Source organism: Nocardiopsis synnemataformans (genome assembly GCF_965343085.1).
Lineage (GTDB): Bacteria > Actinomycetota > Actinomycetes > Streptosporangiales > Streptosporangiaceae > Nocardiopsis > Nocardiopsis alborubida.
This window is the reverse complement of sequence record NZ_CBDRFA010000015.1, coordinates 1-20,831: the sequence shown is the minus strand read 5'-3', so window position 1 is coordinate 20,831 and position 20,831 is coordinate 1. Positions and strand designations below refer to the sequence as shown.

Genomic DNA, 20,831 nt, shown 5'->3' with positions numbered 1-20,831 from the left:
GTGTTCGGACGCCCAAGGAGCGGGAACCTTCGGCGCCTACGGCGGATTGGCTCGTTCCTCGCGAACCCGCCGCCGGCCCCTCCAGAACCCCGCGGGCGCCCGAACCGACCCCCCGAGGGCTGAGCAGACTCCGATCGAACAGGCCCTACTCCACGGGGGCCTCGGGCAGGGTCACCTCGACGGTGAGCTCGGCGTCGTCGGTGGTGCGGAAGTCGATCCCGGCGGCGCGGCCCGCGGCGGCGATGTCGCCGCTGGCGGCGCGGGCGGCGTCGACCCGCTTGCCCGAGACGCTGACGTGCTCGACCTCGGCCCGCATGGACAGCTTGGCCTCGGACTTGGCCTTGCGCACGGCGCGCAGCACCTCGGCGGTGGCGGCCAGGACGGCGGGGTCGCCGTCGGCCGCGGCGGCGCGGTACTCCGCGGTGTCGGGCCAGCGCTGGGCGTGGACCGAGCCCTCCTGCCACCAGCTCCAGACCTCCTCGGCCACGAAGGGCACGAAGGGGGCGAAGAGCCTGTGCAGGGCGCCCAGGGCGACCAGCAGCGCGGCGCGGGCGGAGGCGCCCTCGGCGGATTCGGTGTCGTAGGCGCGGGCCTTGACCAGCTCCAGGTAGTCGTCGCAGAAGTCCCAGAAGAAGCGCTCGGTGCGCTCCAGGGCCCGGGTGTGGTCGTAGGCGCGGAAGGCGGCGGTGGCGTCCTCCACGACGTCGGCCAGTGCGGCCAGCATCGCCCGGTCCAGCGGCTGGGTAACCTGCGCGGGGTCGGCGGCGGCGCCCTCACCGGCCACGGACATGACGAACTTGCTGGCGTTGAGGATCTTGATGGACAGCCTGCGGCCGACCTTCATCTGACCCTCGTCCATGGCGGTGTCGGTGCCCAGGCGGCCGCTGGCGGCCCAGTACCGGACCGCGTCGGAGCTGTACTTCTCCAGCAGCGCCAGCGGGGTGACGACGTTGCCCTTGGACTTGGACATCTTCTTGCGGTCGGGGTCCAGGATCCAGCCGGAGATGCCGGTGGTGCTCCAGGGCAGGGTGCCGCTCTCGAAGTGGGCCCGGACCACGGTGGAGAACAGCCAGGTGCGGATGATGTCCTGGCCCTGGGGCCGGTAGTCCATGGGGAACACGCGCCGGTACAGGTCCGGGTCGCGCTCCCAGCCGGAGGCGATCTGCGGGGACAGCGAGGAGGTCGCCCAGGTGTCCATGACGTCGGGGTCGCCCATGAACCCGTCCGCCCGCCCGCGCTGGTCCTCGGTGTAGCCCTCGGGCGCCTGCGAACTGGGGTCGACGGGCAGCTGGTCCTCGGCGGGGACGATGGGCTCGTCGTAGCGCGGGTTGCCGTCGGCATCCAGCGGATACCAGACCGGGAAGGGCACGCCGAAGAAGCGCTGGCGGCTGATCAGCCAGTCGCCGTTGAGGCCCTCGACCCAGTTCTCGTAGCGGGCGCGCATGTGCTCGGGGTGCCAGGTGAGCTCGCGTCCGCGCCGCAGGAGCTGCTGGCGCAGGTCCTCGTCCCGCCCGCCGTTGCGGATGTACCACTGGCGGGTGGTGACGATCTCCAGGGGCTTGTCGCCCTTCTCGTAGAACTTCACCGGGTGGGTGATGGGCGCGGGCTCGCCGACCAGGTCGCCGCTCTCGCGCAGCAGGGCGACGGTGCGCTCGCGCGCGGTGTGGACGGTGGCGCCCACGAGCGTGTCGTAGGCCTCGCGGGCCGCGCCGCTCTCCAGCCCCTTGGGCGGGTCGGCCATGACGCGGCCGTCCCAGCCGATGATGGGCCGGGTCTCCAGCTGGAGCTCGCGCCACCAGGTGACGTCGGTGGTGTCGCCGAAGGTGCAGATCATGGCGATGCCGGACCCCTTCTCGGGGTCGGCCAGGCGGTGGGCCCGCACGGGGACCTCGACGCCGAAGACCGGGGTGCGCACGGTGGTGCCGAACAGGTCCTGGTAGCGCTCGTCGTCGGGGTGGGCGACCAGGGCGACGCAGGCGGCCAGCAGCTCGGGGCGGGTGGTCTCGATGTGGACCGGGGCGCCGTCGGGCTTGTGGAAGGCGACCTTGTGGTAGGCGCTGGGGCGCTCGCGGTCCTCCAGCTCGGCCTGGGCGACCGCGGTGCGGAACGTGACGTCCCACAGGGTGGGGGCCTCGGACATGTAGGCCTCGCCGCGGGCCAGGTTGCGCAGGAAGGCGCGCTGGGCGGCGGCTCGGGAGTTGTCGTCGATGGTGGCGTAGGTGTGGCGCCAGTCGACGCTCAGCCCGAGGCGGCGCCAGATGGACTCGAAGACCTTCTCGTCCTCGGCGGTGAGCCGGTCGCACAGCTCGATGAAGTTGCGCCGCGAGACGGGGACCTGCCGCTTGGGGTCGGGCTTGGCGGGCGGCTGGAAGTCCGGGTCGTAGGGGATCGACGGGTCGCAGCGCACGCCGTAGTAGTTCTGGACACGCCGCTCGGTGGGCAGGCCGTTGTCGTCCCAGCCCATGGGGTAGAAGACGGCCTTGCCGTTCATGCGCTGGAAGCGCGCGACGGTGTCGGTGTGCGTGTAGGAGAACACGTGGCCGATGTGCAGCGAGCCCGACACCGTGGGCGGCGGGGTGTCGATGGAGTAGACGTCCGCGCGGTCGGCCGTGCGGTCGAAGTGGTAGACGCCGGACTCATCCCATACGTCGACCCACTTCGCCTCGATACCGTCCAGCGAGGGCTTGTCGGGCATGCGGAAGGAATGAGAGCCGTTGGTCATGGGGCAATGGTAGTGCTCTCCGGGCCGTGGTCGCTCCGGGTTTCGGGCCGTCACAGCGGGGGTTCGGCGGCCCTCCGGCACGCTGGCGCGGGGTTCGCCCCTGACTCCCGCTGAGGGACGTGAAAGGATCTCCCCGTACGCACGGGAGGGTGTGCGCCGGCCGCGCATCCTCCGTACACCCCAACGGAAAACGGTGAAGGATTCGATGGCTAAGAAGGACGGCGGTGACTTCGGCCCCGCCCTCGTGGGCTTCGCGGCCGGGTTCGCCGCGCAGTACGTCATGCGCCAGGCCCTGAACTTTGCCTGGACCCGCGTGACCGGCGAGGAGCCGCCCACGGACGTGGACTCCCCCGACATCAGCCTCGGCACGGCGCTGAGCTGGGCCGTGGTGGCCGGTGTCGGCACCGAGGTGGCCCGGGTGCTGGCCGTGCGCGCCGCCCGCGCCAGGATGTTCGGTGCGGGCCCCGGCGAGCTGGACGTCTGACGCCGCAGAGGCGACGACGGCGGGCGGCCGACCGCACCGGGGTGTGGTCGGCCGTCCGCCGTCGTGTTCCACCGCGCTCCCCCGCGGGAGCCCGCAAGGCCTCACGCGCTCCCGTCGGACGGCGGTGGGGTCCGACCGTGCGAACGAGAGTCGCTCGGGACGGGACGGTTCAGGGGCCGTCCCGTCCGATCAGGCGCACTCCTTGCAGACCAGCTGACCGGCGCGCTGCTCGGCGAGTTGGCTGCGGTGGTGCACCAGGAAGCAGCGCGAGCAGGTGAACTCGTCGGCCTGGCGCGGGAGCACGCGCACCGCGAGTTCCTCGCCCGACAGGTCGGCACCGGGCAGTTCCATGCCCTCGGCGACCTCGTCGGGGTCGACGTCGATCGTGCCGGTGCCCTTGTCCACACGCCGCGCCTGCAACTCCTGGAGGCTGTCCTCGTTGATGTCCTCGTCAGTCTTGCGCGGGCTGTCGTAGTCGGTGGCCATCTCTGCTAACTCCATCCCCCTCGTTCAGTGCCTCGTCGCGCGGGTGTAACGCTTGAGAGACCTTGGTTGTGCCCGGTTCGGCCGATGAGTTTTCCCGATGTCGGCGGACCGTGTCCCCTCCCGGGCCACTGTCCACAGGTCAGCAGTACTTTCACTGCCTCGTGACCGAAGGCGGCCACGTGTGGCTGCGCCGGGGTCGCCCTCTGTGTACTACCCAACGTCGGGTGCCTCGTAGACCTGGGAAATCCGTTTTCGCCCACTCCGGACAAAGCGCGGAACACTCCCCCAAGGGCGGACGAAAAGCAGGACATGCCCACGTCAGGAGGGATTCCCTCCGTGTCCACGCCCGGGGAAGCATACCCACCCGGGGTCGGCGCCCGTGACACGGGTCAGCGTGTCATCGGACACGTATAGATACCACGAAGACCGGCCAAACGCAGCTTGGCCCGGTGAGCGGGTTCAGCGCCGCTCCGCGCCCTCTCCCGGAGCCGGGGGGAAGCGGACGGTGACGACCAGCCCTCCCCCTGCGCGCGGCCACGCGGTCACCGCGCCCTCGTGCGCGCGCACCACGGACCGGACGATGGACAGGCCCAGCCCCGCGCTGCGGCCCGAGCCCACCCGGTCGCCGGAGCCGCGGCGGAACGGCTCGAACAGGCCCTCGATCTCGTAGGCGGGGATGACCTTGCCGGAGTTCTCCACCTGGACGGCGGGCATGCCCTCGTACATCCCGCTGCGCACGGTGATCTCGCCCTCCTCGACGTTGTACTTGAGGGCGTTCTCCACCAGGTTGCCCACGAGCCGCTCCAGCAGGACGGGGTCGCCGACCACCGTGGCGGGGCGCAGGTCCTGGCGCAGGCTCAGGCCGGAGTCGGCCACCGGTCCGCTGCTCTGGCTGAGCACCGTCCCGGCCACCTCGCCCAGGTCGACCTTGGCGCGGACCTCCAGCTCGCGGTCGCTCTTGGCGAGCAGGAGCAGGCCCTCGATGAGGCGTTCGTGGCGGGCGTTGGTCTCCAGCAGGGTCTGTCCGACGCTCTTGAGGTCGGCCGAGACGTCGGGGGCGCTGAGCGCCACCTCCAGCAGGGTGCGGTTGATCGCCAGCGGCGTACGCAGCTCGTGCGAGGCGTTGGCGACGAAGCGCCGCTGGCCGTCGAAGGCGCGGTCCAGGCGCTCCAGCATGCCGTCGAAGGTGTCGGCGAGCTCGCGGATCTCGTCGTCGGGCCCGGACAGGGCGATGCGCTCGTGCAGGGAGCGCTCCGACAGGCGGCGGGCGATGCGGGTGATCTTCTGGAGCGGGGACAGCGCCCTTCCGGCCACGGCGTAGCCCAGGGCGACCGCGAGCAGGCCCACCAGGAACAGCGCGAGCAGCGAGAACCGGGTGACGTGGGTGAGCACCTGCTCGATGAGGTCCCTGTGCGCCCGCAGCTCCGCGAAGGTCTGCTCGACCAGGAGCGCGTTGAGCAGGACCGCGACGATCAGGTAGTTGACCAGGACCAGCACGGAGCCCGCGGCGAAGAACAGCATCCCGTAGATGAGGGTGAGCCGCGCGCGCAGGCTGAGGTTGTCGGTGAAGTGGTGGACCCGGGCGGCGGCCGCGGAGCGCTCGGTCCCCGCGCCCTCGGGCGTCAGGGTGTTCAGGCGCCGCCACGTACCGGTGTCGCCGGGGCGGGTGGGCTCGACCTGTCCCGGTTCGGTCCGCTCCGCCGGTCTCACAGCCGGTACCCGGCGCCGGGGACGGTCTGGATGACGGGCGGGTCGCCGAGCTTCTTGCGCAGGGTCATGACGGTGACGCGGACGACGTTGGTGAAGGGGTCGGCGTTCTCGTCCCAGGCCTTCTCCAGCAGCCCCTCGGCGCTGACCACGGTCCCCTGGGCGCGCATGAGCACCTGGAGGACGGCGAACTCCTTGGGTGTGAGGGTGACCTCGCGGCCGTCGCGGTGGACGCGGTGGTTGGCCGGGTCGAGCGTGATGCCGTGGCGCTCCAGGACCGGGGGCAGCGGGGGCGCCGAGCGGCGGCCGAGGGCGTGGACCCGGGCGATGAGCTCGGCGAAGGCGAAGGGCTTGGCCAGGTAGTCGTCGGCGCCGATGGTGAGGCCCTCGACCTTGTCCTGGACGCCGTCGGAGGCGGTGAGCATCAGGATGCGGCCGTTGTAGCTCTCCTGGACCAGGGTGCGGGCCACGTCGTCGCCGTGGGTTCCCGGCAGGTCCCGGTCCAGCACGACGACGTCGTAGTCGTTGACCGCGGTGTACTCCAGGGCGCTGTCGCCGTCGTAGACCACGTCCACGGCCATCGCCTCGCGCCGCAGTCCCACCGCCACTGTGTCGGCCAGGACCCGTTCGTCTTCGACCACGAGTACGCGCACGTTGTCCTTCTCGAGCGTTGGTCCGCAAAGAAAGGGGGCCGCTGCCGGCGCATCCCCCAACACACCGGCAGCGGCGTTCTTGGTCCCGGCCGCGTCATCCGTTCTTTCACAGTCGGGGTAAGGAGACGGTAAACCCGTCGGGGCGGTTTCGCGAACCGCCCGCTCTCCTCGCCCCGCGTGAACGCGGGCGCTGGGCCGGGAGCTTCACGCTCCCCTGAGCACGGGGAGCCGCTGCCGGCGAATCCCCCAACCGCCGGCAGCGACTTAACCCCGCACATCTCAAATCTGACACATCAAGAATAAGAAACAAGTAAGCACCAGCCCTCCCGGGAAAATGTGTCATGGGACACCCTTGTCCGACACGTGGTGTAATCCGCACCGGACGACCCGGCGCACGCCCCGGCACGGCGGCTCCCGGGACGCTCCCCGCGGTTTCCGGGGCGCTCCCCCGCCCAGGACGGCGGGGGCCGGTCACCTTGAGGCGGGGGCGGCCGCGGGGCGGATCACGGAAGGATCACGCCGGGGTTCGGTGGTTTGGGTCGAGGCGCCGCGGGGGTACAGAAGGAAGATGCGCGCGTGGACACCGGCCCCGGGCCGGACCGCGACGTGCACGCATGTCACAGGGACGTGACACTTCGACCGTGCGGACGCCATGGCGTGCGCGAACGGATTCCGCGCCGGAGCACCGCCGTGCCCCGGCGCTTACCCCTGGAAGAGGTGCAATGGGCGAGTTCCTCGCGGAGATCAAGGTCCGCATCAACGAGACCTACCAGTCGTTCCAGGCTGCTCAGGCCGCCGGAGACGACTTCCTCGCCGACACGCATGCGTCGGAGCTTGAGGACCTGTACCGCATCGCGGCTCGCAACGGCGTCGACACCTGCGCCTGAGAAGCACGAGAAGCGCTGAGAAACGCTGAGGGGCGCGGTGGGCACACGGCCCGCCGCGCCCCTCGTGTGTTCCGGGGGCGTCGGTCCCCGCAGCTGTTGCGGGGCGTCGGTCCCCGTCAGCCGTCGGTGTCGGCGCCCAGCGGGGCCAGGAGGGCCTCCAATGCGCCGTAGAGCTCCGGGCGGGCCGCGATGACCAGGTCGTTGCTGGGCGGCCCCGAGCGCGGTCCTCCCAACCGCAGGCCCGCCTCGCTCGCCACCAGGCCGGGTGCGCACCAGTCCCAGGGGTGGAGGCCGCGCTCGTAGTAGGCGTTGCAGCGGCCGACGGCGAGCCCGGTCAGGTCCACCGCGGCCGACCCGCCACGGCGGATGTCGCGGATGTGCGGGATCACCTCCAGCAGGACCCTGGCCTGCTGGACGCGGCGCTCGGGGAAGTACCCGAAGCCGGTGGCCACCAGGGCCTGCTCCAGCGGCACGGCGGTCGGGGCCTCCAGGACGCGGCCGTTCAGGCGTGCGCCGCCGCCGAGCACCGCCTCGTAGGCCTCACCGAGCCGGGGGACGTTCACTGCGGCGGCCACCACCACGCCGTCGACCTCCGCGGCGACGGACACGGCCCAGTCGGACCGGCCGTACAGGTAGTTGACGGTGCCGTCGATGGGGTCGACGACCCAGCGCACCCCGCTGGTGCCGCCCTCGCCGCCGCCCTCCTCGCCCAGGAACGCGTCGTCGGGGCGCGCGGCGAGCAGGCGGGCCCGGATGAGCTCCTCGGTGGCCCGGTCCATCTCGGTGACGACGTCGGTGGGGCTGGACTTGGTGTCGAGCACGGTGATGCCCGCCTGCCCCTTGGCGGCGAGTTCCCCCGCCTCCGCGGCCACACTCACGGCGAGGTCGCGCAGGCTCTCGCGGTCGGATGCGGCGTGGGTGGTACTCACTGGCTGTCCTCCGTGGCGTGGTGTCGCGCGCCGGGGTGCGTCCCGGACGCGGGTCCGGCCGGGGCCGCGGGCGCGGCCCCGGCCGGTCGTGGGCGGCTCAGAGCAGTTCGGGCCTGCTCCACTCCTTGCCGTGCACGTGGTGGTCGAGGAAGGCGAAGACCGTCTCGTACCAGATCCGGGCGTTCCCGGGGGTGAGGATCCAGTGGTTCTCGTCCGGGAAGTACAGGAACTTGGCGTCCACCTCGTGCAGCAGCAGGTCGCGCCACAGGCGCAGGCCCTCGGAGATGGGCACCCGGTAGTCCTTGTCGCCGTGGATGACGAGCATCGGGGTGCGGATGCGGTCCGCGTGCAGGTGCGGGGAGTTGAGGGTGTAGCGCTCGGGGCGCTCCAGCGGGGTGCCGAACTCGCGCTCCCACACCGGCGGGTAGTCGGTGGTGCCGTTGAAGCCGTCCAGGCCCCACAGGGAGGCGTGGGAGACGATGGCCCTGAACCGGTCGGTGTGCCCGGCGATCCAGTTGGCCATGTAGCCGCCGAAGGAGCCGCCCATCATGGCGGTGCGCTCGGCGTCGATGTCCTCGCGCGCCTCGGCGGTGTCGGTGACGGCCATGACGTCGGCGAAGGTGCGCGGCCCCCACTTGCCCCAGGCGCGGCGGAGCATGTCCTGGCCGTAGCCGGTGGACAGGGCGGGGTCGGGCAGCAGGACGGCGTAGCCGCGCGCGGCGAGCAGCCACGGGTTCCAGCGCCAGGACCAGCCGTTGAAGCTCATGTAGGGGCCGCCGTGGACCCAGAGCATGAGCGGGGCGGGCGAGTCGGCCGAGGCCTCCTCGGGCAGCACCAGCCAGGAGCGGATCGGGGTGCCGTCGTCGGCGGTGGCCTCGATCTCGGTGAGGGTTCCGGGCATGGTCAGCTCGGAGCCGGGGGTGCGCAGGCGCACGGGCTGGCCGTCGGTGGCGTCGGCGTCCAGGCGCACGGGCGCCGGCGGGGCGTCCCAGGCGTCGCGCAGGGCGTAGACGTAGCGGCCGTCGGGGGACGGGTTGAGGTTGCCGTAGGCGCCGTGGTCGCCGGTGAGGCGGGTGAGCGCGCCGCTGGCCAGGTCGATCCGGAAGACGGGGCGGCGGCCGCCCTGGTCGGCGACGAGGAACACCGCGCCGGAGTCGGCGGCCCAGGCGAGTTCGCGGGGCCACAGCTCGTGGTCGGGAAGCAGGTCGCGGCCCTGTCCGGTGGCCAGGTCGACCAGCCAGGCGGTCTCGTCCCGGGGTTCGCCGTCGTAGTCGCCCTGGGAGCTGCGCACGAGCAGGACGTGGCGGCCGTCGGGGGAGACGAGCGGGTCGCCGAAGTCGTGGTCGGGGTCGGTGGCCAGGGTGCGGCGCTGGCCCGTGGCGGTGTCGACGGTGACGACGTCGCAGCGCCGGGCGCCCCGGCCGACGGGGACCTGCCACTCGGTGACCAGGGTGGCGCCGTCGGGGGTGAGATCACCGCTCGCTCCCAGGAGCGCCATCCCGGCGTCGGGGGTCAGGTCCCGCGGGTCGCCGAGCCGGGAGTCCTCGTCGGCGGGCGGTTCGGCGACCAGGTAGCGGGGGTGGCCGGGGCCGATGTCGCTGTCCCAGGAGCGCACGGGCAGCGCCTCGTGCAGGATGGCGGTGACCCCGGCCTCCTCGCGGGCCCTGCGCGCCTCCCTGTCGGTCTCCTCGTCCTCGCTGCGGGGGAGGGTGTCGGCGGTGAGGGCGACCAGTCCGGAGCCGCGGGCGACCGTGAAGGAGCCGATGCCGCCGGGGCGGGAGGCGACCTGGCGGGCCTCGCCGCCGTCGGCGGGCAGGAGCCACAGGGCGGTCCGGGCCTTGGCGTCGGCCTCGGCCTCGGGGTCGGGGCGGCCGGTGGTGAACAGGACCGAGCCGTCGGGGAGGAAGCCGACGCCGCCCTCGCCCTTGGCCGAACGGGTGAGGCGCCGGGGGGCGCGCCCGCCCTCGGACTCGGGGGCGGTGTCGATCTCCCACAGGGCGCTGCGGAAGGACTTGGCGTCGGGGGCGATACCGCTGACGGGCGCGACCAGACGGGTTCCGTCCGGCGACAGGCGCAGTCCGTTGACGCGGCGAAGTCGGACGTACTCCGGCAGTTCATACCAGGAACGGACCAAGACACATACTCCCTGAACGTCGACGTGTGGTCGGGGCGGACACTGTCGAGCGGGCCGTGGGGCAACTGTGGTTCCCCGCCCTCCCGCGGGCGGTGTCAGCAGCGTTTACTCACCTTCCCACACGTCCGGGGCGGCGGGTCCGGTCGGGGCGCGGGTCCCGCGAGGGACCGCGGGAGACCCTCCACTCCAGGATGGCCCGCCGCGGACCGCCGCACAAAGCCTTTCCACGGGCCTGTGGACAACCCCGCGCCGACCGGTGCCCGGGGTCGGCCGCGGCCCCGACGGCAGGAGTCCCGTCGACCGCGTGGTTCAGCGCCTCAGGCCGGGCACGAGCAGTCGGTGCAGCGCGGGAGCGAGCTCAGGCGCCGGGGCTCGGCCCGTTCGGCGTACTCGCGGACCAGGTCGGTCACCATGGACACGAACGCGGGGTGCGTGCCGGGGCTGAGCGCGCGCTCGTAGCCGATGCCGAGCTTCTTGGCGGTGTCGCGGGCCTCCACGTCGAGGTCGAACTTGACCTCCATGTGGTCGGAGACGAAGCCGTGCGGGACCACGACCACGGCGGGCACGCCCTCGGCGGCCAGTTCCTCCATGCGGTCGTTGACGTCGGGCTCCAGCCAGGACTGGCTGGGCGGGCCGCTGCGGCTCTGGTAGACGACCTCGTGGGGGTGGTCGCGGTCGAGCCGCCCGGCGACCAGGCGCGCCACCTCGGCCAGCTGGGCACCGTAGGCGCCCTCGGGGCCGAAGGCCTGGCCGGGGCCGCCGCTGGCCTCGGCCATCGTCGTGGGGATGGAGTGCGCGGAGAAGAGCAGGTGCGCGCCCTCGCGCTGCCCGTCGGGCAGGGCGTCCAGGGCGGCGCGGGTGTGCTCGACCAGCGGCTCGACGAACCCGGGGTGGTCGTAGAAGGGCCGGATGAGGTCCACCTCGGGGGCGTCCTCGCCCAGCGCGGCGCGGGCGCGGGCGATGTCCTCCTCGTAGGCGGTGCGGCTGGACCAGTTGCAGTACGCGGAGGTGGGCAGCGCCAGGATGCGGCGCACACCGTCCTCCTTCATCCGGGCGAGGGTGTCGGTGAGCATCGGGGCCCAGAACCGGTTGCCCCAGTAGACGGGCAGGTCGATCCCGTTGGCGGCGAAGTCGGCGGTGACCGCGGCGAGCAGGTCGCGGCACTGCTGGTTGATCGGGCTGACACCGCCGAAGAGGAAGTAGTGCTCGCCGACCTCGGCGAGCCGTTCACGGGGGATGTTGCGGCCCCGGGTGACGTTCTCCAGGAACGGGATGACCTCGTCCTCCCCCTCCGGGCCGCCGAAGGAGATCAGCAAAAACGCGTCGTAGTAGCTCACAGCTCTTATGAAACCAGCTCCTCCGGACCCGCTCGCGCGACCCCCCGGGTGCGTGTCCTGTGGTCTTGGCCTCCTCGCTTCCGGGTGCCGCGTGCGGAGGGCACCCGGCTCTGGCCGCGCGGGTGACCGGTCGGTAATGTCGCCGCATGACAGATGTGACGTGGCACACATGGGCGGGCACCCACCGGGCCCGCCCCAGGCGCACGGCGGCTCCGGGGAGCCCCGCGGCGGTCGCCGCGGCGGTCTCCTCGGCCGCCGCCGAGGACCTGCGGGTCCGCATGGTCGGCACGGGTCACTCCTTCACCGACGTGGCCGTCACCGACGGCCTCCTCCTCTCCCCCACCTCCCTGACCCGGGTGCGCTCGGTCGACCCCGCCGCGGGCACGGCCACCGTCGAGGCGGGCCTGCCCCTGTGCGACTTCAACGACGTGCTGGCCGGGCACGGGACGGCCCTGGCCAACATGGGCGACATCGCCGTGCAGACCATGGCGGGCGCGGTGCAGACCGGCACCCACGGCACCGGCCGGGACGCGGGCGGGCTGGCCGCCCAGGTGGTCGGCATGGAGATGGTGCTCGCCGACGGTTCGGTGGTGGAGTGCTCGGCCGAGCGGGAGCCGGAGCTGTTCCACGCGGCGCGGGTGGGCCTGGGCGCGTTCGGCGTGGTCACCGCGCTGACCATGGCGGTGCGCCCGGCCTTCCTGCTGCACGCGCGCGAGGAGCCGATGCGGTTGGAGGAGGTGCTGGAGCGCCTGCCGGAGCTGCGGGCCGACAACGACCACTTCGAGTTCTTCTGGTTTCCGCACACCGGCAACACCAACACCAAGCGCAACAACATCAGCGCGGGTCCGGCCCGGCCGCTGTCGCCCTTCCGGGCGTGGCTGGACGACGAGTTCCTGTCCAACACGCTCTTCGAGGGCGTCAACCGGGTGTGCCGCCGCTTCCCCCGCGCGGTGCCCGCGGTGAACCGGGTCAGCTCGCGCGCGCTGTCGGCGCGCAGCTACACCGACGCCTCGTACCGGGTGTTCGCCTCGGTGCGCGACGTGCGGTTCGTGGAGATGGAGTACGCGATCCCCGCCGAGCACCTGGCGGACGTGCTGTGCGAGGCCGGGTCGATCGTGGACCGCGGCGGCCACCGGGTGAGCTTCCCGGTGGAGGTGCGCTTCGCCCCGGCCGACGACGTGTGGCTGTCCACCGCCTACGGGCGCGACACCGCCTACGTGGCGGTGCACATGTACGGGGGGACCCCCTACGAGGCCTACTTCGCCGATCTGGAGGCGCTGTTCACCTCCGTGGGCGGGCGCCCGCACTGGGGCAAGATGCACACCCGCGACCGCTCGTACCTGGAGGGGGTCTACCCGATGCTGGACCGGGCCCTGGCGGTGCGGGACCGCGTGGACCCCGGGCGCCGGTTCGGCAACGCCTATCTGGAGCGGGTGCTGGAATAGCCGGGTCGGACGGCGGCCCCGCGCGCGCCCGGCACACGCGGGTGGTCACCGGCGCGCGGGCCGTGGCCGGTCAGGCCGTCACCTTCGGGGGCCTGTCGCCGTTCGCCCGGCCCGTGCTGGTCAACGGGGCGGCCGGGGTGGTCGTGGTCGTGCGCGGGCGGGCGGTGTCCGTCATGGGCTTCACCGTCACGGGCGGCAGGATCGCCGTCATCGACGTGCTGGCCGACCCCGAGCGCCTGCGGCGGCTGGACCCGGCGGTCCTCGACCGCTGAGGGGCCCGGCCGCCGCGAGGCGTGCTCAGCCCGTCTGGGGCGCGGCTGGCGGGGGCGCGGGGACGGCCTCCTCACCGCCCTGTTCGCCGGTCCCGGGGCCGGACGTCTGCCCGCCCGGGTCCTGGGTCCCGCCGTCGCCCTCCGGCGGCGCGGTGGGCTCGGTGGTCCCGCCGGTGCCGTCGGGGGCGTCCTCCTCCGTGCCGCCGCCGTCGCCGGTCCCGTCGTCCTCGGGCGCGCCGGTATCGGGCGCGGGCTCGGTCGGCTGGTCGGTGCCGGGGGCCTCCTCCCGCTCCCCGACCGGGGGGTCGGGGGTGTCGTCGCCGGTCTCCTGGTCCTCGGGCTCGCCCTCCTCGGCCGGGGGCGCGGAGGTGCTGCCGCCGAACAGGGTGGGCGCGCTGGGCTCCTCCGAGCCCTGCGTCCAGGAGGTCAGCGAGCGCCCGGTGAACAGCTCGAACAACAGGATGACCAGCATGACCAGGACGAAGACCGCGGTGGCCGGGATGACCAGGGAGCGCCAGCCGCGCCGCCGGCCGTCCTCACGGACGCCGGTCGCGCCGTCGGAGCCGTCGTGGTCGTCGGGGTCGTCCGCGTCCGCGTCCGGGCGCCACGGGACGGCGGCGGGCATCCGCGCGGTGGCGCAGGGGTCGGCCGGTGTCCGGGTGCGGCCGTCCAGCGCGGGCAGGGCCATGGTGCGGGTGGCGTCGGCGTCCTCCTCGCCCCGGGACGGGGGCGGGGTCCCGGTTCCGGAGACCTGCCTGAGCAGGGCGGTCTCGGAGATGCCCTCGGGCGGCGGCGCCACCGGCGCCCCCGGGGCGTCCGGTACCACCGTGGCGCCCTGGTGACCGGAGGTCCGTCCGGCCAGCTGCCTGGCCTGCTCGCCTCCGCGCGAGAACCAGTGCTGCAACAGGGGGCTGACGAGTGTGCTGAGCGCGGCCATCCCGGCGGCGCCGATGACCGTGCCGTACACGTTCAGGTAGGAGGCCGCGGTGGCCGCGGCCAGCGTCGCGGCGCCGGCACCGGCGACCTGGGAGACGCTCAGGTCGAACTTCTTCCTCTTGGCGCCCTCCTCCCCTTCTTCCTGGTCTTCGTGGTGTGCGGTCCGACCCATCCGGTCGTCCCCCCTTCGTCGGCCGCGCGCGGGCGCGACGGGAACTGTCAGCGCGGGATGGGCGTGTGGTGGGGCATACAGCCCCACAGACCCCGAACTTCACATTTCGCCCATAGCTTGATAACTCAGGCTAAGGGCGACAGGTTTCCGATAACGCCATGAAATAAGAAGCATCACTCTCTGGTACACATCGGCGTGTCGAGTTGCGTCCCGGAGGGTCCGTGTACCCGTGGAACGGTCCGGGATCGGAGTTTTTCCCAGACCTGGGGTGATTCGGGAGACGCGGGATACCATCACGGCTGAGCCCTCGTGCGGGATCGGCGACATTCCCCCGCGATCGCTCCCGGTCGCGGAAGGGTCAGCGTGCCAAGATTGGCAACGAAGCGACCGTGAGGGCCCCGGGTACCCCCGGGGCGGCTCCCACCGCGGCGACAGCCGCGGACCGGGAGGCGGGCACACAGTTCGGACATGCCGGGCGCGGTACTGGCCGAACAGTTGTCGGCCGACCAGACTTGGAGAACGCGGGGGTGGGTCGCGGGACCTGCCCTCGACGGGACGCGAAAGGGAGGGCGATGCACGAGCTTCGCCTCGTGGCCGTGAGCGAGGACGGCACCTACCTGGTGCTCGCCAGCGCCGGCCGTGGAACCCGTTTCACGCTGCCCGTCGACGACCGCCTCCGCGCCGCAGTACGCGGCCAGTTCTCCCGGCTCGGCCAGTACGAGATCGAAGTGGAGAATCCGTTGCGCCCCAAGGAAATCCAGGCCCGTATCCGGTCCGGCGAGACCGCGGAGGCCATCTCCGAGATCTCCGGTATCCCGATCGAACGGGTCCGCTGGTTCGAGGGCCCCGTCCTCCAGGAACGCGAGTACATCGCCCAGCAGGCCCAGCGCGCGAGCGTGCGCGCGCACGGCGACGCCGCCCCGGGCCCCTCCCTGGAGGAGTTGGTCACCAAGCGGATCGGCGCGCACCAGTTGGAGACCGGTGACGCGGCGTGGGACTCGTGGAAGCGCGAGGACCGGTCCTGGCAGCTCAAGCTCGTCTTCCTGCACGGCGGCGAGGAGCGCGTCGCCCACTGGCTGTACGAGCCCAGACACAACAGCGTGGCCCCCGCCGACGAGGAGGCCGCCCGGTTCTCCTCCCCCGACCCCGAACCCGTGTCCTCCCCCGGCGCGACCGTGACGCCCTTCGCCCCGCGCCGCACCGAGACCACCGCGGACCTGCCCCGGTCCGGGTCCCAGCCGTTCCCCGAGCGCGAACGCCCCGCGCCCCTGCGTCCGTCCTCCGCCGCGCACCGGAACGAGCCGCTGCGCTCGGCTCCGCCCGCGCGTCCGGCCGCCGCCGAGCACCACCCCGCCGAACGCCGTCCCGCCGAGCGGGAGCGGGCCCCGGAGCGGCCCGCCGAGCGCGAGCGGACCGCCGGACACCGGTCACCGGAGTGGGACCGGTATCCGGAGCCGCAGGCGGAGCGGTACGAGCGACCGCGTCAGGAGCGGCCCGCCGAGCGGCCCGCCCCGCGGGCCGAGCCCGAGCGGTGGCCCGGATCCGAGCGCGAGGCCGAGCCCGAGCGGCGGACGGAGGCCGAACGGTGGCCTGAGAACGAGCGGTGGCACGAGTCCGAGCGCCGGTCCGAGCCCGAACGGTGGGCCGAGCCCGAACGGTGGCCGGAGACCGCCGCCCGCGACGAGTCCCCGGCGCGTGAGCGCCGCCGTCCCGAGCGGAGGGCGGAACCGGCCGCCTACGACGAGCCCGCGGCCGAGGAGCGCCGCCGCCCCGAGCGGCAGGCGGACTGGCTGGAGGCCCGTCCCGCCAGGCCGGTCGAGCCCGAGGCCGCCCCGCCCGCCGCGGAGAACCCCGCCCAGCAGCGTCCGGCCCCGCGCCGCCGCCGCGCCACCATCGACCTCAACGACAACGGCGCCCCGCGCCGCGCCGCCGAGCAGCCGCCCGCGGCCGCGGTCCCTGCCGCCGCCAACAGCGGGCCCGCCGCGGCCAAGCGCAAGGGCCGCGGCCGACGCGCCTCGGTCCCGTCGTGGGACGAGATCATGTTCGGCTCCAAGAAGGACGAGTAGGGAGCGCCCACGGGGAGGGGTCGGCCGCACGGTGCGGCCGACCCCTCCCTCACGTGTGCTCCGGTCCGCGCGGGCCCCGCCGCGCGGCCCCGTCCCCGCCGTCCGGCTCCGCGTCCTCCGGGCCGACCAGGAACGGGCGCACCATCTCGGGGGTGACCCGGGCGGCGAAGGCCACCGAGTCCTCGAACGACGCGTCCTGCGCGGTGTAGCCGCCCGCGCCCGCGCCGACGGTGACCTGGAGGTCGGCCAGCGAGGACGGGAGCTGGAAGAGGGTCTGGGTCCAGGTCCAGCCGATCACCGCCGAGTACTCCACCGTCGCCTGGGAGCGGCGCAGCGAACCCGAGCGCACGCTCACCCGCTCGCCGTCGTGGCCGTGGCCCAGGGAGCGGTACCGGTCCACGCCCAGGGGCACGCCCAGCACCGCCAGGGCTCCGGCCGCCCAGGCCAGCCACGACGCGTCCACGGCCAGGGCGACCGCCAGGAACAGCACGAACGGCCCCGAGGAGCGGGTCAGGCGGCGGTACAGGGCGGCACGCGGATGCCGGTTCAGGCCGCCCCGGTACCGGGCCAGCGCGCGGTCGACGACGTCCTCGACCACCGCGCGGGGCCCGATGGGCAGCAGTACCGCGCGGTTGGCGGCGTCGCCCAGCCCGGTGACGATGGCGCGCAGGCGCACCGCCCCGCGCAGGCGTTCGAGGGGGTTGTCCAGGAGTTCGTACCCGCGGATGCGGCGCTTCTCCAGCGTCACGCTGCGCCGGGTGAGCAGCCCCCGCTCGGCGACCAGGGAGCCGTCCCGTTCCCCGAGGGTGAAGCCCCAGTGGGTGAGCGCGTAGGAGACCACGGCGAACACCGGCATCAGCAGCACCAGCGCACCCGCGAAGAGGGCCACGGACAGCAGGATCAGGCTGTGGTCGGAGGTGGTCACCCAGTCCACGAGGTAGTCGGTGGCCAGTTCCCCGGCGGTCTGCTGGACCATCCCGAACAGCGTGGCCAGGACCGCGAACGGGGTGAGCAGGTACCCCAGGCTCAGCGCCCCGTACAGGTACCACGAGCGGGGCATGGCGAAGTGGGTGACGGTGTCGGCGTCCCCGGGGACGCCGGGCGCCTCCCCGGGCCCCGGGGCGCCTTCCTCCGCGCCGGGTTCGCCTGGCGCGGCGTGCGACGCGACGGCCCCGCGGCCGGTGAGCACCGCCCTGCGGTGCAGCAGCACCCGGCGCAGACGGTCGGCCTCACCCGCCGACACGGCGTCGAGCTTGCCGTCCTCGGTGGCGCCCGCGGAGCCCGCGGCGGCCTCGACGCGGACCACGGCCACGCCCAGCAGCCGGTGCAGCAGGGTGCTGGTGACGTCCACACCGCGCACCCGCTCCAGCGGGATGGTGCGCTGGGAGCGGCGGAGCAGACCCCGGCGGATCTCCAGCCGGTCCCCGGCGACCTCGTAACGGGTGGTGCGCCAGGTGACGAACCCGCCCACGAGCAGGGCCACGACGGTCGCTCCCGTGGCGGCGAGCACCCAGGCGTTGAACCCGCCGAGCACCAGCCCGGCGGCGATCGGCACCAGGAGGCCCCTGAGCTGGTTGATGGGGCCCACGACCACGCTGCGGGGACTGAGGCGGCGGGCGCGCTCGACGCCGAAGAGCTCCTTGCCGTCACCGTCCTGCCCGCCCCACCAGTCGCGGGGGCCCTCCGGGCGGTCCTCCCCGGCGTCCCCGGGCGCGTGGGCGCCGGGGCTCCAGGGCGCGTGGGCGCCGGAGTCCGGGGGCGTCTCGGAGTCGGGGCCCCAGGACTCGTGGGCGCCGGGGCTCCGGGGCGTGTGGGAGTCGGCGTTCGGGCTCCGGTCCGCGGTCTCCCCGGTTCCCCGGTCCGACGGCGCGGGGCTGCTTCCGGGAGCGACCCAGCCGCCGTGGTCGTCGGGGACGGCCGGGTCCGGCGGGCCGTGGTGTTCGCCGTGTCCGTCCATCAGGTCGCGTCGTCCCGCAGCGCGCCGGCGCGCACCGCCAGTTCCTCGCTCAGGAGGCGCGCCTCCTCGGCGTCCAGCCCCTCGATCCTGGACGACCCGGCGTAGGAGGCGGTCTGCACCTCCAGCGTCGCCACGCCGAACACGCGCTCCAGCCACCCCTGTGTGTGGTCGACCGTCTGTAGGCGGTTGACCGGAACCAGCTGCCAGGAGCGGCTGACCCAGCCCGCCCGGGTGTAGATGACGTCCCCCGCCACCTCCCAGCGGTGCACCCGGTACCTCCAGGAGGGGACGACGGCGATCCTGACCAGGGCGTAGACCGCGTAGACGACCGGCAGCAGCCAGGCGTTGTCCCGTGCCCACGGCGGGATCCACGTCCAGCCCAGCGACGAGACCGCCCAGGCGGCCGCCGACAGCAGGAGCAGGAGGACCACGCTGGCGAACAGCAGGCGCAGGGTCCACACGCCGATCGCCCGACCGCTCACGCGGCGCAGCGGCGGGCGCAGCCGCACGACCGCTTCGGGCCCGGACGGTCGCGGCGGCTCCTGGGGGCCAGGGGTTGCGGGGGTGTCCATCACGCGCACGAGTCTAGGGCCTCGCCCTCCGCCCGCCCCTCCGCCGCGGGGCCGCGTACGCGACGGCGGCGCCACCCTCCCAGCGGGTCGCCGACGGGGCGCCCGTCCTGACACGCGCTGACACCGGCGCCCGTTTCCTCGGGGTTTCTCCGTTGGGCGCTGTCAGCGTTCTGTCAGACCGGTTGGTCAGACTTGACAGCAGACGTTGACACATGGAGGAGAGATGACTGACGCCATCCGCGCGGAAGGCCTGGTCAAGCAGTTCAAGGGCAAACGGGCCCTGGACGGCGTGGACCTGAGGGCCAGGACGGGGGCCGTGCTGGGCGTCCTGGGACCCAACGGCTCCGGGAAGACCACGACGGTGCGCATCCTGGCGACCCTGCTGCGCCCCGACGAGGGGCGCGCCGAGGTGGGCGGCTTCGACGTGGCGCGCCAACCCCACGAGGTGCGCCGCTTGATCGGGCTGACCGGCCAGTACGCGGCGGTCGACGCCGACCTGACCGGAACCCAGAACCTCGTGCTCATCGCCCGGTTGCTGGGCTTCGACCGGGCCGGGGCGCGGGCGCGCTCGGCCGAGCTGATGGAGCGCTTCGAGCTCGCCGACGCCGCCGACCGCCCCGCCAAGACCTACTCGGGCGGCATGCGCCGACGGCTGGACCTGGCCGCGAGCCTGGTCGGCCGCCCGTCGCTGCTGTACCTGGACGAGCCGACCACCGGCCTGGACCCGCACAGCCGCAACGGGCTGTGGGACGTGGTGCGCGGTCTGGTCGACGACGGTGTGACCGTCCTGCTCACCACCCAGTACCTGGAGGAGGCCGACCAGTTGGCCGACGACCTCATGGTGCTCGACCACGGCCGGGTGATCAGCGAGGGCACACCCGAGGAACTCAAGAGCCGGGCGGGCAACCAGGTGCTGGAGGTGCGCACCGTCGAGACCGGGCAGCTGTCCCTGGCCACCAGGATCATCGAGGCGGTCACCAGCACGCCGGTGTCCTCCGACGGGCTGCTCGCCAGCGTCCCGGTCACCGACTCGGGGATCCTGCCCGAGGTGGTGCGCCGCCTGGACGAGCAGGGCGTGACCGTCGCCGAACTGTCACTGCGCAAGCCCAGCCTGGACGAGGTCTTCCTCGCCCTGACCGGGCACGCCGCCGAGGAGGAGACCCCGCAGGGGTCCGTTGACGAAGGGACACGAGCATGAACGCCGTGACGACCCGGACGCCGTCGGCGCGGCCGGAGGACGCGCCGACCACCCCGGAGCGGATCAGTCCGCTGATCACCGTGCGCAACGGCCTGCAACTGGCCTCGCGCAGCGTGCTGAAGATCAAGGCCAACCCCGAAGAGGTCTTCGGGCTGATGTTGCAGCCGGTCATGTTCGTGACCCTGTTCGTCTTCGTCTTCGGACAGGCGATGATGGGCGACTGGCAGACCTACCGCGACTTCCTGATGCCCGGCATCATCGCCCAGTCGGTCATCTTCGCCACGCTGGGCACCGGCTTCTCCCTCAGCGAGGACGTGGAGAAGGGCATCTTCGACCGGTTCCGGTCCCTGCCCATCGCCCGCTCGGCCCCGCTGACGGGCGCCATCCTCGGCGACCTGGTCCGGTACTCGATCACCGTCGTGATGGTGCTGGTGGTGGGCCTGGCCATCGGGTTCCGCCCCGAGGGCGGTGTGGTGGGCGTGGTCGTCGCGGCCGCCCTGGTGCTGCTGTTCGCGTTCGCGCTGTGCTGGATGTCGGCCTTCATCGGCATGATCGTGCGCACTCCCATGGCGGTGCAGGCGTTCGGGATGATCCTGATGTTCCCGCTGACCTTCAGCAGCTCGGCGTTCGTCAGCCCCGACGACATGCCCAGCTGGCTGCGGGTGGTGGCCGCCAACAACCCGGTCACCCACGTCGTGGACGCCATGCGCGCCCTGATGCTGGGCTCGGGCGAGGCCACCGGCCCGGTGCTGTGGACCGTGGTGTGGGCCGCGATCATCACCGCGGTCTTCTTCCCGCTGGCCGTGTGGGCCTACCGGCGCCGCACCTGACCCGCTTCCCGACGAGACCGAACGGCGGGGGGGGGGGGGGGGGG

At 73.2% G+C, this 20,831-nt stretch carries 17 protein-coding genes; 7 read left to right on the top strand and 10 right to left on the bottom strand.

Annotated elements, in window-relative coordinates:
* Positions 1-145: 145 nt before the first annotated feature.
* Positions 146-2,722, bottom strand: a complete 2,577-nt coding sequence (gene valS, locus ACSIH6_RS11070; protein ID WP_435108158.1) for a valine--tRNA ligase — start codon at positions 2,720-2,722, stop codon at positions 146-148.
* 205 nt (positions 2,723-2,927) lie between these two features.
* Here valS and ACSIH6_RS11065 point away from each other — a divergent pair, with 205 nt between their 5' ends.
* Positions 2,928-3,206, top strand: coding sequence for a DUF4235 domain-containing protein (locus ACSIH6_RS11065; protein ID WP_061082613.1), 279 nt, complete (start codon positions 2,928-2,930; stop codon positions 3,204-3,206).
* Between the two features lie 189 nt (positions 3,207-3,395).
* Here the strand turns inward: ACSIH6_RS11065 and ACSIH6_RS11060 are convergent, their stop codons facing one another.
* The 3 genes from ACSIH6_RS11060 to ACSIH6_RS11050 form a co-directional block, all read right to left on the bottom strand.
* Positions 3,396-3,692: a DUF4193 domain-containing protein gene (locus tag ACSIH6_RS11060; protein ID WP_013153901.1), complete on the bottom strand. Its 297-nt coding sequence runs from the start codon at positions 3,690-3,692 to the stop codon at positions 3,396-3,398.
* 459 nt (positions 3,693-4,151) lie between these two features.
* Positions 4,152-5,402 carry a sensor histidine kinase gene (locus ACSIH6_RS11055; protein WP_150252620.1) on the bottom strand — a complete coding sequence of 417 codons (1,251 nt, stop codon included), beginning with the start codon at positions 5,400-5,402 and terminating at the stop codon, positions 4,152-4,154.
* A complete protein-coding gene (locus ACSIH6_RS11050) occupies positions 5,399-6,052 on the bottom strand; it encodes a response regulator transcription factor (RefSeq protein WP_435108157.1) in 654 nt (217 codons plus the stop codon). The genes ACSIH6_RS11055 and ACSIH6_RS11050 overlap by 4 nt, the downstream gene beginning before the upstream one ends.
* A 722-nt stretch (positions 6,053-6,774) precedes the next feature.
* On the opposite strand from ACSIH6_RS11050, the gene ACSIH6_RS11045 reads away from it, so the two are divergent.
* A complete protein-coding gene (locus ACSIH6_RS11045; RefSeq protein WP_435108156.1) occupies positions 6,775-6,939 on the top strand; it encodes a hypothetical protein in 165 nt (54 codons plus the stop codon).
* Between the two features lie 116 nt (positions 6,940-7,055).
* Here ACSIH6_RS11045 and ACSIH6_RS11040 read toward each other — a convergent pair whose 3' ends face one another.
* From ACSIH6_RS11040 to ACSIH6_RS11030, 3 genes are all read right to left on the bottom strand, one after another.
* Positions 7,056-7,868, bottom strand: a complete 813-nt coding sequence (locus ACSIH6_RS11040; protein ID WP_435108155.1) for an inositol monophosphatase family protein — start codon at positions 7,866-7,868, stop codon at positions 7,056-7,058.
* Between the two features lie 97 nt (positions 7,869-7,965).
* A complete protein-coding gene (locus ACSIH6_RS11035; RefSeq protein WP_435108154.1) occupies positions 7,966-10,002 on the bottom strand; it encodes a S9 family peptidase in 2,037 nt (678 codons plus the stop codon).
* Between the two features lie 317 nt (positions 10,003-10,319).
* Positions 10,320-11,339 carry a ferrochelatase gene (locus ACSIH6_RS11030; protein WP_435108153.1) on the bottom strand — a complete coding sequence of 340 codons (1,020 nt, stop codon included), beginning with the start codon at positions 11,337-11,339 and terminating at the stop codon, positions 10,320-10,322.
* 146 nt (positions 11,340-11,485) lie between these two features.
* Between ACSIH6_RS11030 and ACSIH6_RS11025 the strand changes: the two genes are divergently transcribed.
* Both ACSIH6_RS11025 and ACSIH6_RS11020 read left to right on the top strand, forming a co-directional pair.
* Positions 11,486-12,784 carry a D-arabinono-1,4-lactone oxidase gene (locus tag ACSIH6_RS11025; protein ID WP_435108152.1) on the top strand — a complete coding sequence of 433 codons (1,299 nt, stop codon included), beginning with the start codon at positions 11,486-11,488 and terminating at the stop codon, positions 12,782-12,784.
* Between the two features lie 41 nt (positions 12,785-12,825).
* Positions 12,826-13,056: a hypothetical protein gene (locus ACSIH6_RS11020; RefSeq protein ID WP_435108151.1), complete on the top strand. Its 231-nt coding sequence runs from the start codon at positions 12,826-12,828 to the stop codon at positions 13,054-13,056.
* Between the two features lie 25 nt (positions 13,057-13,081).
* Here the strand turns inward: ACSIH6_RS11020 and ACSIH6_RS11015 are convergent, their stop codons facing one another.
* A complete protein-coding gene (locus ACSIH6_RS11015) occupies positions 13,082-14,164 on the bottom strand; it encodes an ICP22 family protein (protein ID WP_435108150.1) in 1,083 nt (360 codons plus the stop codon).
* 572 nt (positions 14,165-14,736) lie between these two features.
* Between ACSIH6_RS11015 and sepH the strand changes: the two genes are divergently transcribed.
* Positions 14,737-16,230 (top strand): septation protein SepH, encoded by a 1,494-nt coding sequence (gene sepH, locus ACSIH6_RS11010; protein WP_435108149.1) that lies wholly within the window; start codon positions 14,737-14,739, stop codon positions 16,228-16,230.
* Between the two features lie 49 nt (positions 16,231-16,279).
* On the opposite strand, the gene ACSIH6_RS11005 is transcribed toward sepH, so the two are convergent.
* Together ACSIH6_RS11005 and ACSIH6_RS11000 are read right to left on the bottom strand one after the other, a co-directional pair.
* Positions 16,280-18,187, bottom strand: coding sequence for a PH domain-containing protein (locus ACSIH6_RS11005; RefSeq protein WP_435108148.1), 1,908 nt, complete (start codon positions 18,185-18,187; stop codon positions 16,280-16,282).
* Positions 18,187-18,759, bottom strand: a complete 573-nt coding sequence (locus ACSIH6_RS11000) for a PH domain-containing protein (protein ID WP_435108228.1) — start codon at positions 18,757-18,759, stop codon at positions 18,187-18,189. The genes ACSIH6_RS11005 and ACSIH6_RS11000 overlap by 1 nt, the downstream gene beginning before the upstream one ends.
* Positions 18,760-18,982: 223 nt before the next feature.
* On the opposite strand from ACSIH6_RS11000, the gene ACSIH6_RS10995 reads away from it, so the two are divergent.
* On the top strand, positions 18,983-19,957 hold the full coding sequence (locus tag ACSIH6_RS10995) for an ATP-binding cassette domain-containing protein (RefSeq protein ID WP_435108147.1): 975 nt from the start codon (positions 18,983-18,985) through the stop codon (positions 19,955-19,957).
* Positions 19,954-20,787: an ABC transporter permease gene (locus tag ACSIH6_RS10990; RefSeq protein ID WP_435108146.1), complete on the top strand. Its 834-nt coding sequence runs from the start codon at positions 19,954-19,956 to the stop codon at positions 20,785-20,787. The genes ACSIH6_RS10995 and ACSIH6_RS10990 overlap by 4 nt, the downstream gene beginning before the upstream one ends.
* Positions 20,788-20,831: the final 44 nt, after the last annotated feature.

Bases quoted from the DNA above. Each gene is read 5' to 3' on its own strand.
- valS (WP_435108158.1), bottom strand. From the start codon at position 2,722: ATGACCAACGGCTCTCATTCCTTCCGCATGCCCGACAAGCCCTCGCTG.
- ACSIH6_RS11065 (WP_061082613.1), top strand. From the start codon at position 2,928: ATGGCTAAGAAGGACGGCGGTGACTTCGGCCCCGCCCTCGTGGGCTTC.
- ACSIH6_RS11060 (WP_013153901.1), bottom strand. From the start codon at position 3,692: ATGGCCACCGACTACGACAGCCCGCGCAAGACTGACGAGGACATCAAC.
- ACSIH6_RS11045 (WP_435108156.1), top strand. From the start codon at position 6,775: ATGGGCGAGTTCCTCGCGGAGATCAAGGTCCGCATCAACGAGACCTAC.
- ACSIH6_RS11025 (WP_435108152.1), top strand. From the start codon at position 11,486: ATGACAGATGTGACGTGGCACACATGGGCGGGCACCCACCGGGCCCGC.
- ACSIH6_RS11015 (WP_435108150.1), bottom strand. From the start codon at position 14,164: ATGGGTCGGACCGCACACCACGAAGACCAGGAAGAAGGGGAGGAGGGC.
- sepH (WP_435108149.1), top strand. From the start codon at position 14,737: ATGCACGAGCTTCGCCTCGTGGCCGTGAGCGAGGACGGCACCTACCTG.
- ACSIH6_RS11005 (WP_435108148.1), bottom strand. From the start codon at position 18,187: ATGGACGGACACGGCGAACACCACGGCCCGCCGGACCCGGCCGTCCCC.
- ACSIH6_RS11000 (WP_435108228.1), bottom strand. From the start codon at position 18,759: ATGGACACCCCCGCAACCCCTGGCCCCCAGGAGCCGCCGCGACCGTCC.
- ACSIH6_RS10995 (WP_435108147.1), top strand. From the start codon at position 18,983: ATGACTGACGCCATCCGCGCGGAAGGCCTGGTCAAGCAGTTCAAGGGC.
- ACSIH6_RS10990 (WP_435108146.1), top strand. From the start codon at position 19,954: ATGAACGCCGTGACGACCCGGACGCCGTCGGCGCGGCCGGAGGACGCG.